Origin of the sequence: Pseudomonas sp. NBRC 111119 (assembly GCF_001320125.1) — a bacterium.
In the GTDB taxonomy this organism is placed as follows: domain Bacteria; phylum Pseudomonadota; class Gammaproteobacteria; order Pseudomonadales; family Pseudomonadaceae; genus Aquipseudomonas; species Aquipseudomonas parafulva.
In genome coordinates, this window is sequence record NZ_BCAV01000050.1 from 1 (window position 1) to 16,432 (window position 16,432).

The 16,432-nt window shown below is 64.6% G+C and carries 10 protein-coding genes; 4 read left to right on the plus strand and 6 right to left on the minus strand.

Features of this window, described 5'->3' with window-relative positions; genetic code table 11:
* Positions 1-36: 36 nt before the first annotated feature.
* The 6 genes from glgX to glgA all read right to left on the minus strand — a co-directional run bounded on the left by glgX (position 37) and on the right by glgA (position 10,812).
* A complete protein-coding gene (gene glgX / locus APH25_RS18345; protein WP_028632312.1) occupies positions 37-2,190 on the minus strand; it encodes a glycogen debranching protein GlgX in 2,154 nt (717 codons plus the stop codon).
* Between the two features lie 127 nt (positions 2,191-2,317).
* Positions 2,318-2,638 carry a DUF2934 domain-containing protein gene (locus APH25_RS18350; protein WP_060482916.1) on the minus strand — a complete coding sequence of 107 codons (321 nt, stop codon included), beginning with the start codon at positions 2,636-2,638 and terminating at the stop codon, positions 2,318-2,320.
* 17 nt (positions 2,639-2,655) lie between these two features.
* Complete coding sequence (locus APH25_RS18355) at positions 2,656-5,430, minus strand: malto-oligosyltrehalose synthase (protein ID WP_060482917.1); 2,775 nt, start codon at positions 5,428-5,430, stop codon at positions 2,656-2,658.
* Positions 5,427-7,496, minus strand: a complete 2,070-nt coding sequence (gene malQ / locus APH25_RS18360) for a 4-alpha-glucanotransferase (protein ID WP_060482918.1) — start codon at positions 7,494-7,496, stop codon at positions 5,427-5,429. Before malQ ends, APH25_RS18355 begins: the two co-directional genes overlap by 4 nt.
* Complete coding sequence (gene treZ / locus APH25_RS18365) at positions 7,493-9,235, minus strand: malto-oligosyltrehalose trehalohydrolase (protein ID WP_060482919.1); 1,743 nt, start codon at positions 9,233-9,235, stop codon at positions 7,493-7,495. Before treZ ends, malQ begins: the two co-directional genes overlap by 4 nt.
* Before the next feature lie 14 nt (positions 9,236-9,249).
* Entirely contained in the window at positions 9,250-10,812 is a 1,563-nt protein-coding gene (glgA, locus tag APH25_RS18370) for a glycogen synthase GlgA (protein WP_060482920.1), read from the minus strand.
* Positions 10,813-11,414: 602 nt separating this feature from the next.
* Here glgA and gnd point away from each other — a divergent pair.
* The 4 genes from gnd to APH25_RS18390 all read left to right on the plus strand — a co-directional run bounded on the left by gnd (position 11,415) and on the right by APH25_RS18390 (position 16,426).
* A complete protein-coding gene (gnd, locus tag APH25_RS18375) occupies positions 11,415-12,398 on the plus strand; it encodes a phosphogluconate dehydrogenase (NAD(+)-dependent, decarboxylating) (protein ID WP_060482921.1) in 984 nt (327 codons plus the stop codon).
* Positions 12,395-13,903, plus strand: a complete 1,509-nt coding sequence (zwf, locus tag APH25_RS18380) for a glucose-6-phosphate dehydrogenase (RefSeq protein WP_060482922.1) — start codon at positions 12,395-12,397, stop codon at positions 13,901-13,903. The genes gnd and zwf overlap by 4 nt, the downstream gene beginning before the upstream one ends.
* Positions 13,904-13,933: 30 nt before the next feature.
* Positions 13,934-15,730 (plus strand): glycoside hydrolase family 15 protein, encoded by a 1,797-nt coding sequence (locus APH25_RS18385; protein WP_028632319.1) that lies wholly within the window; start codon positions 13,934-13,936, stop codon positions 15,728-15,730.
* 75 nt (positions 15,731-15,805) lie between these two features.
* Positions 15,806-16,426 carry a TetR/AcrR family transcriptional regulator gene (locus tag APH25_RS18390; protein WP_060482923.1) on the plus strand — a complete coding sequence of 207 codons (621 nt, stop codon included), beginning with the start codon at positions 15,806-15,808 and terminating at the stop codon, positions 16,424-16,426.
* Positions 16,427-16,432: the final 6 nt, after the last annotated feature.

The window sequence follows — 16,432 nt, forward strand, 5'->3', positions numbered from 1 at the left end:
ATACGCCACGGCAAAACCCCCAGCCGCGACCTGGCCTTACTCCTCTTCTCGCTCCAACACCATCAACACCACCGAACGCCCGGTCACATCGAACGTGCTGTCGAATTCCAGCTGCTGCGCTTTACGCAGCTCCGGCCGGTCGGTGTCGATCACGCAACCCCAGTGGTTACCCTCAGGTACGGTCGGCAACTTGAACTGCACGGTGTCATGGTGCGCGTTGACGATCAGCAGCACCGTCGCCTCGGCACCCGGCCGTGCAATGCCGCTGACCTGGGCACGGCCGTCGATCAGCATGCCCAGGCAACGGCCATTCGGGTCTTCCCACTGCTCCACGCTCATCTCGTTGCCGTCCGGCGCCAGCCAGGTGACGTCCTTCACCCCAATGGCCTCGTTGTAATCACCCACCAGGAAGCTCGAGCGGCGTAGCACGGGGTATTTAAGGCGCAGGCGGGTGAGGCGGCGGACGAACGTCAGCAGGGCCTGGCCCTCGTCATCCAGGTCCCAGTTCACCCAGCCAATTTCGCTGTCCTGGCAATAGGCGTTGTTGTTGCCATGCTGGGTGCGGCTGAACTCGTCCCCCGCCACGATCATCGGCGTGCCTTGGGCGAACAGCAGGGTGGCGAAGAAGTTGCGCATCTGGCGCATGCGCAGGGCGTTGATTTCCGGGTCCTCGGTAGGGCCCTCGGCGCCGCAGTTCCACGACACGTTGTTGCTGGTGCCGTCCTGGTTGTTCTCGTCGTTGTCTTCGTTGTGTTTCTCGTTGTACGAGACCAGGTCGCGCAGGGTGAAGCCGTCGTGGGCGGTGATGAAGTTCACCGACGAGTACGGCCTGCGCCCGCGGTTGTTGAACAGATCGCCAGAGCCCGTCATGCGCGCTGCAAAGTCTGCCAACTGGCCCTCGTCACCTTTCCAGAAGGCCCGCACCGTGTCACGGAACTTGTCGTTCCATTCAGCCCAGCCCGGCGCGAAGTTACCCACCTGGTAACCCCCAGGGCCGCAGTCCCAGGGCTCGGCAATCAGCTTCACCTGGCGCAGCAGTGGGTCCTGGCGGCAAGCTACCAGGAAGCTGTGGCGTTCGCTGTAGCCGTCGTGGTAGCGGCCCAGAATGGTCGCCAGGTCGAAGCGGAAGCCATCGACGTGCATCTCGCCTGCCCAGTAGCGCAGCGAATCGGTGACCAGCTGCAGCACGCAGGAGTGGCTCAGGTCCAGGGTGTTGCCAGTGCCGGAATCGTTGATGTAGTAACGCTTGTTGTCCGGCATCAGGCGGTAGTACGAAGCGTTGTCGATGCCGCGCATCGACAGCGTGGGGCCCATCTCGTTGCCTTCGGCGGTGTGGTTGTAGACCACATCCAGAATCAGCTCCAGGCCGGCATCATGCAGGTGCGCAACCATTTCCTTGAATTCGGCGATCTTGCCACTGGCCAGGTACGCCGGGTGCGGGGCGAAGAAGGCGATGCTGTTGTAGCCCCAGTAGTTGTTCAGGCCTTTCTGCAGCAGGTGCTGGTCGTTGACGAAGGCATGAATGGGCAGCAGTTCGATGCTGGAAACGCCCAGGTCCTTGATGTGCTTGAGCAGCTCGTCATTGGCAAGGCCGGCGAAGGTGCCGCGCAGCTTCTCCGGCACTGCCGGGTGGCGCATGCTGATGCCCTTGGCGTGGGCCTCGTAGACGATGGTGCGGTCCCACGGGGTTTGCACGCGCTGGTCACGGCCCCAGGTGAAGGCCGGGTCGATGACCTTGCACTTGGGCACGAAGGGGGCACTGTCACGCTCATCGAACGACAGGTCGCCATCGGGGTGGCCGATGGTGTAGCCGAACAAGGCTTCGGACCATTTCAGTTCGCCCACCAGCTGCTTGGCGTAGGGGTCGATCAGCAGCTTGTTGGGGTTGAAGCGGTGACCGTTTTCCGGCTCGTAGGGGCCGTGTACGCGGTAGCCGTAAACCAGCCCAGGGTGAGCGTCGGGCAGGTAGCCGTGGTAGATCTCGTCGGTGTATTCCGGCAACTCGATGCGCTCGAGTTCCTTCTCGCCAGAGGCGTCAAAAATACACAGTTCAACCTTGGTGGCATTGGCCGAGAAGATGGCGAAGTTGACGCCAAGGCCATCCCAGTTGGCGCCGAGGGGGAACGGTAAGCCTTCGCGAATGCGCGATGGTGCAACGGAGCGGGTTTTCTTTGGGGTGCGCGGGCTCATGGCAATCCTCGAATGGCCGTATAGGGCTGGATAGTGTGGGTATTGCTACGCCTCTGCCGCCGACAGGCCTGGTTCACGAATCGCTCGTGGTCAGTGGCTGCCTGCCAGCGGCAGAACCGTTGAAGGCTCAGCTCGCGGTGGGTTTTTTCACAGCGCGAGGTTTTTTGGCAGCGGCAGGCTTGTCGCCTGCAGGCAGCGCTGCAACCTTGGGGTCGGCCGGTGGTTTGGGCGCCGCAGATGCCTTGGGCTTGGCAGCGGGTTTGTCCCCGGGTTTGGCCTTTGGTGCAGGCTTGGCCTTGCCCTTGGCTTTTGCATCGGGGGCCAGGGCCTCCGCTTCGACCAGCTTGCGCGCCATTTCCCAATGGCGCTCTTCGTGACCTTCCGGTTTGCCCTCCGACTCCCAGATCTGATAGGCAAACTCGCGTATCCGCTTATCGTTGACACTCATCGTGACGCTCCTGAATGCTAGTTGTGTTCGATCAACACGTTGACCGGAAACTCGGAAAGTACGGCGCTTAACTTCAACTCTCTTACAGGGCTGACAACGCTTGCGCCGAAAAGTCCAGTCGAGTTGGCCGGGGAAAAGGCAAACGGCAGAATTACCCGCGTATCGTCCCAATTCTGAGGTGGGATCAGGGGCGTCGCAGCCGCGCCCAGCAGCGAGCTGGCCAGGCGTGGCGCAATGATCACCGCCCGTTCGCTGTCCCCCAGGCGGGCAAATGCCACTACCTTGTCGGCGTGCTTGCCTTGCACGGCAAGGGGCAGGTAGGCCCCACGGCGGAACAGCTCAGGGTGGGCCATGCGGCAGTCGAGCACACGCGCAACCAATGCCTGTTTGACCCGTGCGTCCTGCCAATTAGCCAGCAGCTCGGGCAGCGGCGCACTGTCGGTCAGCGAGGCGCGCCGCGCCGGGTAATCCACCGGCCTGCGGTTGTCTGGGTCGACCAGGCTGAAATCCCAGTACTCGTTGCCCTGGTACAGGTCGGGCACACCAGGCACGGTCATGCGCATCAGGGCCTGCACCAGGCTGTTGAGCGCGCCGGGGCAACTGATCAGCTGCGTGGCATCCGCCACGGACTTGCGCAGCTGCAGGTGGTCGTCGTTCAGCAGCAGGCCATCCAGGTAGCGTACACAGCTGGCTTCATAGGCTTCGTTGGGTGCGTTCCAGCTGCTGCGCAATTTGGCCTCGCGCAGGGCCTTCTGCTGCCATTGACGAACCCGTTCGGCGTACTGCTCCAGGCCTTGGTGGTCATGCACATCCAGGCCCAGAGGCCAGGTGCCCAGCAGGGTTTGCAGCAGCATGTACTCGTCGCCGGGGCTGGGGGCCACGCCGTCGTCCAGCGGCTCACGCAGCGGCTCGGCCAGCTCGCGCCAGTGCTCCAGGCGGCTGGCAAGCCAGGGCGCACGTTCGCTGAGCACCGCCAGGCGGGCACGGGTATCCTCGCCGCGTTTGTGGTCGTGGGTGGCAGTGGCCAGCAGGTTATCGGGGAAGTCCCGCAAGCGCCGCTGCGCCTCAATGTGGAAGTCGTCCAGTGGTGCGCCAAAGCGCTCGGCTTCAAAGCCCACATCGTTGCGCGACAGCAGGCGTGCGCTGCGGTAGAAGGCGGTGTCCTCCACGGCCTTGGCGGCGCTGGGGGCAGTCAGTTGCTGGAAGCGTACACAGGCATGGCGCAGTTGCTTGCGTGCCCGCCCTGGCGGCAGCTGGCGCCAGCCTTCGCCACCCAGCCACTTCTCCATTTGCTCCAGCAAGGGCCAGTCTGCCTCGCTGAGGTCTTGCCGGGCGCCTTCCAGGGCCTGCTGGAAAAAGCCCTCGTCCTCAGCCGGCCTGCCGCAGGCGTTGAAGTAGGTGCGGTACACCGGGTAGTGCGCCACCAGTGCTTGCAACGCTCGGCGAATGGCACCCAAGGACAGGTCGCGGGTCATCAGGTCGTTGCGCGCCACCTGCAACAATGCCTGGGCCACCGACTCGCAGTCACCGGCCAGGCTGGCGTTGAGCACCAGGTGCCGCGCCAGGCGGATTTCTTCGGCGTAGTCCGGGCGCTCGCTCACATTCGCCCACAGCTCCGTCAGTGGCACTTCGCCGGCGGGGTCGTGCTGCAGCAGCGACACCTGGTTCATGAACTCGTAGCCGGTGGTGCCGTCGGTGAGCCAGTCGCGGTGCAGGTGCTCATCCACGCCCAGGATCTTCTCAACATAAATGGGGAAGTGCTCAAGCGACGCCTGCGGCGGGCGGCTGGCCATCAGGCTGGTGACGCGGCGGCGCAGCTTGCGGCAGTAGCCGCGTGGGTCGGCCAGGCCGTCGATGTGGTCGATGCGCAGGCCGTCCACCAAGCCGCGCTCGATCAGTTCGAACAGCTTGGCATGGGTGGCTTCGAACACCACCGAGCGTTCGACCCGCAGGCCGCCCAGTTCGTTGATGTCGAAGAAACGCCGCCAGTTGATGTCGTCCGCTGCCGTGCGCCAGCTGGCCAGGCGATAGGTCTGGCGTTCCAGCAGCAGGTGCAGGCGCTTGAAGCCCGCTTCGCTGCGGCTGTCGAAGGCCACCAATGCCGACTCCAGGTCGGCACCTTCGCGCACCAGGCGCGCCAATTCGGCTTGCAGGGGGAGGGCTTCCTCCACGGGTGCAGCCGAATCGCCCAAGGCAGTGAAGTGCTCAGCCAGGGCTGCCAGCGCCGGGTCCGGACTTAGCGCCAGGATCCAGCCATAGTCCACCGGGCAAATCGGGAAGCGGTGCTCGTAATGGGCAATCTGGAGTACGCCGTTGGCCTTGTCGAATTCAAGCGGGATCTCGCCCTCTTTCAGGGCCACGCCGTAGTCGCTGCCCAGGAACGGCAGCAGCAACTGGCCAGCCAGCAATGGGTCGGCCGAGTGCCACTGGATATCGAAGAATTCGGCATAGGGGCTGCGCCGGCCCCACGCCAGCAGGCTCTGCCACCACGGGTTGTCGGCCCCGCCCACGGCCATGTGGTTGGATACCGTGTCTACGATCAGCCCCATGCCGTGCTGGCGCAAAGCGGCCACCAGGCGCTCCAGGGCAGCCTCACCGCCCAGTTCCGGGTTTACCTGTGTAGGGTCGACCACGTCGTAGCCGTGCCGCGACCCTGCGCGGGCTTTCAGCAGGGGCGATGCGTACAGGTGGCTGATGCCCAGCTGGGCGAAGTAGGGCACCAGCGGCAGGGCGTGGTCGAGGGTGAAGTCGCTGTGAAATTGCAGGCGCAGCGTGGCGGTAAGCGGCTTCATCGGTCGCGCTCCCAGGCTTGCTCGCGGGCTTGGGCCAGCAGCTCCAGGCGCCGTGCGGCGTCTGCATCGTCCAGCATGCGGTCGGCGGGCAGGGCAAAGCGGCGGCGCCAGTTGGGGTGGCCATCGGTGGTGCCGGGCATGTTGGGCTGTTCGTCCAAGCCGAGCAGGTCTTCGAGCGGGACCAGTACCAGGGGTGCGCGGGTATGGCCTACATAACGGATAGCGGCATCGATCACGGCAGAGGTGTCCTCAAGCGGGCCATAGTTGGTTTCCAGCGTACGGCGCAGGCCGTCGTGTTCCTTCTGGCGGTCGGCGCGCCAGTGTTGCTCGGTGGCGGCATCGACCAGCCCCAGGCGGTGGCTCCAGTCGATATCGCGGTTCTGCAGCCAACCGGCCACGGGGGCGAGGTCGTGGGTGCCGGTGGTGGCCAGGGCGTCGTCGGGCCAGTCCATGATGGGTGTGAATTTGCCGGGCGAGGCTTGCTCGAACGGCAATACACGCATGCCCAACACATTCTTGGCCGCCAAGGCTTCGCGCAGCCCGTCCGGCACTGTGCCCAGGTCTTCGCCCAGGATGACCGCCTGGTTGCGCACCGACTCCAGCGCCAGCAGCCGCAGCAGGTCTTCCAGCGGGTAATTCAGGTAGGCACCTTCGCTGGGCTTGGCGCCACGGGGGATCAACCACAGCCGGCGCAGGCCCATGACGTGGTCGATGCGCAGGCCGCCGGCGTTGGCCATGTTGGCCCTGAGCATTTCGATGAAGGCGCGGTAGCCGTTGCGCTTCAGGCCCTCGGGTGAGAACCCGCAAATGCCCCAGTCCTGGCCGGCGCGGTTGAGGATGTCGGGCGGAGCGCCCACGGTGAGGTTGGCCAGCAATTCGTCCTGGCGGCTCCAGGCCTGGCTACCCGCGCCATCGGCCCCCACCGCCAGGTCGGCAATCAGCCCGATGCCCATGCCGTTGCCTGTGGCGGCCTGTTGAGCACGGCGCACGCTGCGCTCGGTCAGCCATTGGCAGAACGCATGGAATTCCACGCTGGACGGGTAGCTTTCGGCTAGGCTCTGCACGCTTGGGTGATACGGGTCGCGCCACTCGGCTGGCCACTTGCGCCAGTCGGCGCCCAGGCCTTCGTCCACCGCCTTGGCTTGCAGTACTTCGAAGCGGCAGTGATGCTCCAGCGCTTCGCCGGCGTCGTCGCGGAAGCTTTCGAAATCGGCGCGCAGGGGGTGGTCGCCCTGGCAAAAATCCTTGTACAGCGCACGCAGCAGCTGGAAACGGAAGTCGGCTGCGCGCGGCCAGTCCACCAGCGGTTCCTGCTCCAGCGCTTCGAGTGCCTGCTCAAGCCCGCTGCTGACGATGGCCGTCCTTACAGCGCGCTCCCCCAGGATGGCGGCCGGGCTGGCATATAGGGTGTTCAGCAGCAGGCGGCTGGAGGGTGAGTAGGGGCTGTAGTGCTCCTGCTCGAAGGCGGACAATGCGTGAATAGGGCTTATGGCCAGTGCATCTGCGCCGCGCTCGGCGGCGCTGCGGGCCAGCTGTTCCAGGGCCAGGCAGTCGCCATAACCCCCGTCACCGGGGCGGCGCAGGCTGTAGAGCTGCGCTGAAAGGCCCCAGCAACGTGCGGGGGCTTCTTCGGCTACCTCGTGCAATGACAGGCAGCCGGCTGGTGCCACGGCCAGCGTGAACGCATGCCCTGACACCTCAAGCTGGTGGTAACCCACCGGCAGGGTGCCGGGCAGCCGGGCATGGGCGTCCAGCGCCAGTTCCGTCTGGTTGCCGTCCTCCAGTTCACAGCGCACTGCTGCGCCGCTGGCAAAATAGCGTGAGAGGTCGAGCGGCTCGCCCTGGTCTGCAGTCAACAACGGGGGCACATGGTCGGCATCGTCGCTGTGCTGGAGGTCTGCCAGGCTTTCGCGAACCTGCGCATCATCCGCCGCAGCATGGCCGAGCGCTTCAAGCACCTGGCGCAACACGTCATCAGTGACTTGCTGCGGCTTGTTGTTGGCATCGACCCAGTCGCGTGCCAACCCGGCTGCGCTGGCCAGTTTATGGAGCAAGGTTTCGCTCATGGCGCCTCCTGGCCAGCGGGCAGTAAGGTGACCACGCAGCTGTAAGGGGAAAGGGTAGAGCCCGGGTGGGCCGTGTCGCCGCTGTCGAACAGGCAGGCACCGGCAGGCGGCGCATGCAACGTGAGCGGCTGCTCGGAGAGGTTGAGGTCGATGCGTAGCGTGCTGCCATCACCCAGCTGCCAACGGGCGCTGAGTGCCTTGTCTGCCAACACTTCTGCACCCAGAGCACGGGTGCCAGGCAGGCGCGGCATCAACTGTTGCCGACGTACCGCCAGCAACTGCTGGTACAGCCCGTGCCAGCCCGCCAGCACATCCTGTGCATCGGGCCGCGAGTCATCGAAGGTCTGCCGGGCGTTGGGGTCGGGGATGCGCGCCCGTTGCTCCGGGTCGGCAAACGCGGCGAAGTGCTCGAACTCGCCCCGGCGGCCTTCGCGCACCGCGTCGGCCAACTCATCGTGGAAGTCGGTGAAGAACAGGAACGGTGCACGGCTGCCGTCATCATCGCCCACGAACAGCAGCGGAATCATCGGGCTCAGCAACAGCAACCCCGTGGCAGCGCGCAGCGCGGCAGGCGGTGCCAGGCGGGTGAGGCGCTCGCCCATCGCCCGGTTGCCGATCTGGTCGTGGTTCTGCAGGAACAGCACAAAGGCGCTGGGCTGCAGGTGCCCGCTCGGTTCGCCGCGGGGTTGGCCATGGCGGTTGGGTTCGCCCTGGAAGACAAAGCCCTCACTCAGGCACCGGGCCAGCTTGTTGATCGGCTGGTGCTTGTAGTCTTCGTAATAGCCCTCGGTCTCGCCTGTGAGCAATACATGCAGCGCGTTGTGGCCGTCATCGTTCCACTGCGCATCAAAGCCTTGTTCCAGCAGAAACGCTTGGTTGTGCTCGTTCTCCAGCACCAGCCAAATCTGCCGGCCAGGCTCCACCGCCTCGCGCACGCGACGGGCCAGTTCAACCAGGAAGTCGGGCTGGTCGATGGCGTGCACGGCATCCAGGCGCAGCCCGTCGAAGCGGTAGTCGCACAGCCACATCAGGGCGTTCTGGATGAAGTACTCGCGCACTTCCGGGCGGCGGAAGTCGATGGCCGCGCCCCAAGGGGTCTGGCGGTCTTCACGGAAGAAGGGGCCAGCGTAGGCATGCAGGAAGTTGCCGTCCGGCCCGAAGTGGTTGTAAACCACGTCCAGCATCACCATCAGGCCATGGCCGTGGGCCTGGTCGATCAAGCTGCACAGCTGCACGGGGGTGCCATAGGTGTGCTGCGCCGCGTAGGGCAGCACGCCATCGTAGCCCCAGTTGCGGGTGCCCGGGAACTCGCCAACGGGCATCAGTTCGATAGCGGTGATGCCGGTTGCGGCCATGCGTGGCAGCTGGCGTGCCACGCCGTCATAGCCACCCAGCACGCCGACGTGCACTTCCTGAATGACTGCTTCATGCCAAGGCCGGCCCTGCCAGGTGTGTTGCCAGGCATAGCCAGCCAGATCCACCAGCTGGCTTGGGCCGTGAACGCCCTCAGGCTGAAAGCGCGATGCCGGGTCGGCCACTTGCAGCTTGCCGTCAATGCGATAGGTGTAGCGGTCCCCGGGCTTGGCAGGTGCATCAACGGTAAACCAGCCGCCACCCTCTGCCTTTAATTCAACCCCAGGTTGTTGCTGCAGTTCCAAGCTCACGCTGCGCGCGTCGGGTGCCCAGAGGGCGAAGCGCGCCGACGTGGCGTCCAGTGAGTGTGCGCCATGCCTGTGCATCTTCGACCCCTTTTTCAGTAATAAGCCAGGTGAGCCTGCTTGACCAGGTCCTCGTAAAGGCGCGCATAGGGTTCAACGGCTTGGCACCAGTTGAATGGCTGCGTCATCGACAGGCAGCGCATGGCGTTGAGCAGGTCCTTCTTCTGGTAGATGTAGAAGGCACGGCTCAGCGCTTCGCGGTAGCTTTCGACGGTCGATTCATTGAACAGGAAGCCAGTGACGCCGTTCTCGATGGTGTCGGCCAGGCCGCCGGTGTTGCGGGCTACCGGCAGCGAGCCAAAGCGCTGGGCATACATCTGGCTCAGGCCGCAGGGCTCGTAGCGCGACGGCATGAGCAAGAAGTCGCTGCCGGCGAACATGCGCCGAGCATCGGTTTCGTTGAAGCCGATGCGTACACCGATACGGCCCGGGTGGCGCAGGGCCAGCTCGCGCATGGCCTGCTCTTCTTCGGGCTCGCCGCGGCCGATGATCGCGATCTGGCCGCCTTGCTCGACAATGTATTCGGCAACACCCAAGGTCAGGTCCAGGCCTTTCTGGTAGACCAGGCGCGACACCACGGCAAACAACGGCCCTTCGGACGGTTCCAGTTCGAACAGTTCACGCACCGCCTCGGCGTTGCGCGCCTTGCCGTCCCAATCGTTGAGGCTGAAGTTGTGCTGCAGGTAGGTGTCGGTGGCGGCATCCCAGCTGTCATCGATACCGTTTGGGATACCCCCCAGCAGCCCCTGCTGGGCCTTGCTGGCCAGGAAGCCATCCAGGCCGCAGCCAAACTCCGGCGTGGTGATCTCCTGTGCGTAGGTGGCGCTGACGGTGGTGATGTGGCTGGAGTAAGCCAGGCCTGCCTTGAGGAACGACAGCTTGCCGTAGAACTCCATGCCTTCCTGCTGCATGGCGTGGTCGGGGATCGCCAGTTCCGGGCTGCAGGCACGGCTGTACACGCCCTGGTAGGCCAGGTTGTGAATGGTGAACAGGGTAGGGGTGCTCAGGCCGCGCCAGTGCATGTAGGCAGGCGCCAAACCGGCAGGCCAGTCGTGGGCATGTACCAGCTCGGGCTTCCAGTGGATCATGCCTTCACCGGCGGCAATCTCGGCGGCGGCCAGGCCCAGGCGGGCGAAACGGATATGATTGTCCGGCCAGTCGCGGCCGTTTTCGGCAGCGTACGGGGTACCGGGGCGCTGGTACAGCTCAGGGCAGATCAGCACATAGATCACCAGGCCGTCGGGCAGGTCCATGCGCCCGATCTTGCAGGGGGGCAGGGCCGCGTGGCCGCCCAGTTCACCCACGATGTGAATGGGGTTGTCGCTGTCCATCACCTGGGGGTAGCCGGGGATCAGCACCCGTACATCATGCAGGTGCGCCAGGGCGCGGGGCAGGGCGGCGGAGACGTCACCCAGGCCGCCGGTCTTGACCAGGTCGGCAATTTCCGAAGTCACGAACAGCACCTTGCGCTTGTTCGGGTTGTTCTGGCGTTGGGCGCCGGGTGCCTTGCCTGCCGGGGGGAGCTCCGGGATGAGCGGTTCGCGATGGTCCGTGGTGAATAAGGTAGCTACATGTGGCTCGACAGCGGCACTGATCATTCTTTCTCTCCATCCCTAAGCTTGGCCGGGTGCTGATAACGCGGCCGTATTACGTATATGTGGTTCTCTCTGTTTCTAAATTCTGCGTACTGCGTTCCATGCCCCTGGGTCATGCGCACGAGCGCGGCTCAATCGGCATTCCGGCCGAAAGGCAAATGGACTGTCTGGGGTGGGTGGGCCGATTGGGCGAATTTCCCATTGCGTTGGCCTACTTATGTCCTGACCTGCCGGCTTTCGTGAAAGTTCGACTTATTTTCGTCACTTACACCCCCAGCAAAAGCTGGGCCGACAATCGAGTGTAGGGTAGAAAATGTGACAAATGTGACCCGCTGGTCACTATTGTCAGGCCCCGTGCCAGACGCAAACGTTGGCGCTTGCGCCGCCAGCGCAAGCGGGCCCGGGTGGGGCACATCCGAGGGCAGGCTGCGGGGCACTGAACATCATGGCTGCACTGTGATGGTGCGTCATAATGCAGCGTGGTCCACGAAGCGGCGCATGGCCTTGTGCCGTTCGTCGCTGAACCCTCGCGCAGCGCGCTGGACTAACCTGAAAGGTTGAACTGTCGTCATCCATTCCAGAATTCAGAAGGGGAGCATCGGCTCATGCAATTGGGAATCGTCGGGCTTGGCCGCATGGGCGGCAATATCGCAAGGCGGCTGATGCGCGCCGGCCACCACACCGTGGTGCACGACCGCAACCTGGATGCCGTTACCGCGCTGGAAGGTGAGGGCAGCCAGGCTGCCCAGGATCTGGGCGCATTGGTAGCACAACTGCAGGCACCCCGTGCGGTGTGGGTGATGTTGCCGGCAGGCGAGCCTACCGAACAGACCATCGCCCAGCTTGCCGACCTGCTGGAACCGGGGGATGCGATCATCGACGGCGGCAACACCTTCTACAAGGACGACATGCGCCGCGCCGCCGAGCTGGCCACGCGCGGGTTGCATTACCTGGACGTGGGCACGTCCGGTGGCGTGTGGGGGCTGGAGCGTGGCTACTGCATGATGATTGGCGGCGAAAAGGACGTGTTCGAGCGGCTGGAGCCGCTGTTTCTGGCACTCGCCCCTGGCGTGGGTGAAATCCCGCGTACCCATGGCCTGAGCGGTGAACACCAGCGTGCCGAGCACGGTTACATCCACGCTGGCCCGCCTGGCGCCGGGCACTACGTGAAAATGGTGCATAACGGCATCGAGTACGGGCTGATGCAGGCCTATGCCGAAGGCTTCGACCTGCTGCGCAGCAAGGGCGGTACCGAATTGCCCGAGGACCAGCGCTTCGACCTGAACGTTGCGGAAATTGCCGAAGTGTGGCGACGCGGCAGCGTGGTGACGTCCTGGCTGCTGGACCTCACCGCCGATGCGCTGGCGGCCGATCCTCAGCTTGCCCAGTTCAGCGGCTCGGTGTCGGACAGCGGCGAAGGCCGCTGGACGGTCGACGCCGCGGTAGAGCAGGCGGTGCCGGTGCCGGTGCTGTCCAGCGCGCTGTTCGCACGGTTCCGCTCCCGGCAGCAACAGGGTACCTACGGTGACAAAGTGCTCTCGGCCATGCGCCTGGGGTTTGGTGGCCACGTCGAGAAAAAACCTGAATGAGCAAAAAACAGAAAACCCCCGCTGCCCCACCGTGCACCCTGTTTCTGTTTGGCGCCAATGGCGACCTGGTAAAGCGCCTGCTGATGCCGGCGCTTTACAACCTCAGCCGTGATGGCCTGTTGGACCGCAACCTGCGCATTGTGGGTGTGGACCACAACACTGCCACCGCCGAGGAATTTGCCGAACGCCTGCACACCTTCATCGCCGAGCGCGACAAGGGCGGCGAAGGTGCGCCTGCCAGCCTGGACGAAACCCTCTGGGCCGGCCTGGCCAAACGCCTGGACTACCAGACCGGCGATTTCATGGACCCGGCCACGTACCAGGCCATCGCCGAACGGGTCAACAAAACCCGCCACGGCAACGCCATTTTCTACCTCGCCACCTCACCGCGCTTTTTCCCCGAAGTGGCCCAGCGGCTAGGTGAGGCGGGCCTGCTGGATGAATCGGGCGGTGGTTTTCGCCGCCTGGTGGTTGAAAAACCCTTCGGCACCGACCTGGCCAGCGCACAGGCGCTCAATGCCTGCTTGTTGAAGGTGATGGACGAGCGGCAGATCTACCGCATCGACCACTTCCTGGGCAAGGAAACGGTGCAGAACATCATGGTCAGCCGGTTCTCCAACGGCCTGTTCGAATCATTCTGGAACAACCACTACATCGATCACATCCAGATCACGGCAGCTGAAACCGTGGGCGTAGAAACCCGGGGGGCCTTCTACGACAGCACTGGCGCGTTGCGCGACATGGTACCCAACCACCTGTTCCAGCTGCTGGCAATGGTGGCCATGGAGCCGCCTGCCGCGTTTGCCGCCGATGCCGTGCGGGGCGAAAAAGCCAAGGTCATCGGTGCCATCCGGCCTTGGTCCACCAAGATGGCATTGAAGAACTCCGTGCGTGGCCAGTACGTGGCTGGCAAGCAGGGGCGCAAGCAGATTGCCGGGTACCGCCAGGAAGAGAACGTTGCCGAGGACAGCCAGACCGAGACCTTCGTCGCACTGAAGGTGATGATCGACAACTGGCGCTGGGCCGGCGTGCCGTTCTACCTGCGCACGGGCAAACGCATGAGCGTGCGTGACACCGAAATCGCCATCTGCTTCAAGCCTGCGCCTTATGCCCAGTTCCGCGAGTCGGAGCTGGAGCGGCCCAAGCCCAACTACCTGAAAATCCAGATCCAGCCCAACGAGGGCATGTGGTTCGACCTGCAGGCCAAACGCCCTGGCCCCGAGCTGGTGATGGAAAACGTGGAGCTGGGCTTTGCCTACAAGGACTACTTCAAGATGACCCCTGCCACCGGGTACGAGACCTTGATCTACGACTGCCTCACCGGCGATCAGACGTTGTTCCAGCGCGCCGACAACATCGAGAACGGCTGGCGGGCGGTGCAGCCGTTTCTGGATGCCTGGGCAGCGGGCGGCGAGGTGCACGATTACGCGGCAGGGGAAGATGGGCCCGAAGCGGGCAATGCGTTGCTCGCCCGCGACAAGCGCGAGTGGCACCGCTTGGGTTGAGCCCAACAGCAATCACACACAGGAGCCTCAATGCCCGCTCATATTGAAGACTACGCCCTGCTGGGCAACTGCCGCAGTGCTGCCCTGGTCAGCAAGGACGGCTCGATCGACTGGCTGTGCCTGCCGCGTTTCGATGCCCCTGCGGTGTTCGCGGCGCTGCTGGGCAACGAAGAAAACGGCCGGTGGCGCCTGGCGCCGTGCGACCCCGTGGAGCACTGCAGCCGGCGCTACCTGGACGACACGCTGGTGCTGGAAACCACCTGGGTAACGGCCACCGGGCGTGCCCGTGTGCTGGATTTCATGCCGCTGGGTGAGGTCAATTCGGTGGTGCGCATCGTCGAGGGGATCAGCGGCGAAATCAACTTCGAGATGGACCTGGTGATGCGCTTCGACTACGGGCGCACGGTGCCCTGGGTCGAGCGCCTGGCGCCCCTTACCCTCAGCGCCGTGGCGGGGCCGGACCGGTTGATTCTGGCGACCAGCGTGCCGCCCCACGCCCGCGATCACCACACCGGTGCGCGGTTCCGGGTGGGCGCTGGCGAGCGGCAGGTCTTCAGCCTGCGCCACCAGCTGTCGCACCTGCCGGTGCAGCCTGACCAGGATGTCGACGCCTCGCTCAAGGACACTGTGGACCAGTGGGAAACCTTTGCTTTCCGTTGCCCGGAGGTGGGGCCGTACACCGCGCTGGTGCGCCGCTCGTTGCTGGTGCTCAAGGCCATGACCTACGCACCTACCGGGGGCATCGTCGCCGCAGTGACCACCTCGCTGCCCGAGCGCCTGGGCGGTGAGCGTAACTGGGACTACCGCTTCTGCTGGCTGCGCGATGCCACCATGACCTTGCTGGCGTTCATGAACCTGGGTTACTTCGAAGAGGCGCAGGCGTGGCGCGAATGGTTGCTGCGCTCGGTCGCCGGCAACCCCGAGCAGATGCAGATCATGTACGGCCTGGCCGGTGAACGGGACTTGCAGGAGTACACCCTGCCGTGGCTGGCCGGTTACGAGCACTCCCAGCCGGTGCGCGTAGGCAACGCGGCATCGGCGCAGACCCAGCTGGACATCTACGGCGAGCTCGCCGATGCCATGAGCCAGGCCATTCGCGGCGGGCTGCCTCGGCACCCACGCAGTGCCGCCATCGCCCGGCTGATCCTGCCGTACCTCGAAAGCATCTGGCGTGACCCGGATGAAGGCATCTGGGAAGTGCGCGGCGGTCGGCAGCACTTCGTGCACTCCAAGGTCATGGCCTGGGTGGCGTTCGACCGTGCCGCCGGGCTTGCCGAAACCACGGAAGAAGGCCGCGAACAGGCCCGCCATTACCGCCAGGTGGCCGACCAGATCCACCAGGAGGTATGCGAGCAGGGCCTGGATGCCGGGGGCAGTCACTTCGTCCAGGCGTATGGTTCTGCGGAGATGGATGCCAGCCTGCTGCACATTGCCCTGACCGGCTTCCTGCCCGCAGAAGACCCACGTTTTCTGCGCACGCTGGAGCAGATCGAGCAGCGCCTGCTGAAAAACGGCCTGCTGCTGCGCTATGACACCGACAGCTGCGGTGACGGCCTGACTGCAGGCGAGGGCACGTTCCTGGTGTGTTCGTTCTGGCTGGCGGATGTGTATGTGCTGTTGGGGCGCCAGGCCGAAGCGCAGGCGCTGTATGAGCGGCTGACCGGCCTGTGCAATGACGTGGGGCTGCTGGCCGAGCAGTACGACCCGGCCGACCAGCGCATGCTGGGTAACTTCCCGCAGGCGTTCAGCCATATCGGCATTATCAATACGGCCATCAACTTGCACCGGGCACAGTGCCCGGCGCGGGACAGGGCGAGGTGTGGGTAGCAGACGTGGCCATTTTGCGGCCTACCGTCCTACATGGGGTAATCTTGCGTATTACCTTCAGATGGCAGTGGGCTGATGGCCAACCACAAGATCGAGATACGCCGGCGTAACGTGCAAAAAATTCTGCAAGCGGCGGAAAAAGTGTTCGCCGAGCAGGGCTACGGCGGCACGTCCATGGGCGACATCGCCGAGCAGGCCGGGCTGCCGCGTTCCAACCTGCACTACTACTTCACCACCAAGGACGAGCTGTTCCGTGCCGTGCTGCAAGACTTGCTGGAGGAATGGAAGCAGGACGCCCAGTGCTTCGAGCATTTCGATGACCCGCGTGTGGTGCTGACCAGCTACATACGGGCGAAGATGGGCCATTCCCGGTCGCGGCCGCTGGGTTCGCGGATCTGGGCCGAGGAGATGCTGCACGGTGCCCCGGTGCTGGGCATCAACCTCAGCGAAAGCCTGGTGCCCTGGGCCCGGCTGAAGGAGGCCAAGATCCGCCGTTGGGTAGAAGAGGGGCGCATTCAGCCGGTGGAGCCGTCTGCGCTGCTGTACATGATCTGGGCTTCCACCCAGCACTACGCGGACTTCGGTTTCCAGGTAACCCTGCTCAACGGCGGCAAGCCGCTGTCTGACCGCGCCTTTGAAAGCGCGGTGCAGACAGTGACCTGCGTGATCCTGCGGGGCATCGGCCTGGAGCCCTGATGCGCA

Bases quoted from the DNA above. Each gene is read 5' to 3' on its own strand.
- glgA (WP_060482920.1), bottom strand. From the start codon at position 10,812: ATGATCAGTGCCGCTGTCGAGCCACATGTAGCTACCTTATTCACCACG.
- APH25_RS18350 (WP_060482916.1), bottom strand. From the start codon at position 2,638: ATGAGTGTCAACGATAAGCGGATACGCGAGTTTGCCTATCAGATCTGG.
- APH25_RS18355 (WP_060482917.1), bottom strand. From the start codon at position 5,430: ATGAAGCCGCTTACCGCCACGCTGCGCCTGCAATTTCACAGCGACTTC.
- gnd (WP_060482921.1), top strand. From the start codon at position 11,415: ATGCAATTGGGAATCGTCGGGCTTGGCCGCATGGGCGGCAATATCGCA.
- treZ (WP_060482919.1), bottom strand. From the start codon at position 9,235: ATGCACAGGCATGGCGCACACTCACTGGACGCCACGTCGGCGCGCTTC.
- zwf (WP_060482922.1), top strand. From the start codon at position 12,395: ATGAGCAAAAAACAGAAAACCCCCGCTGCCCCACCGTGCACCCTGTTT.
- malQ (WP_060482918.1), bottom strand. From the start codon at position 7,496: ATGAGCGAAACCTTGCTCCATAAACTGGCCAGCGCAGCCGGGTTGGCA.
- APH25_RS18385 (WP_028632319.1), top strand. From the start codon at position 13,934: ATGCCCGCTCATATTGAAGACTACGCCCTGCTGGGCAACTGCCGCAGT.
- glgX (WP_028632312.1), bottom strand. From the start codon at position 2,190: ATGAGCCCGCGCACCCCAAAGAAAACCCGCTCCGTTGCACCATCGCGC.
- APH25_RS18390 (WP_060482923.1), top strand. From the start codon at position 15,806: ATGGCCAACCACAAGATCGAGATACGCCGGCGTAACGTGCAAAAAATT.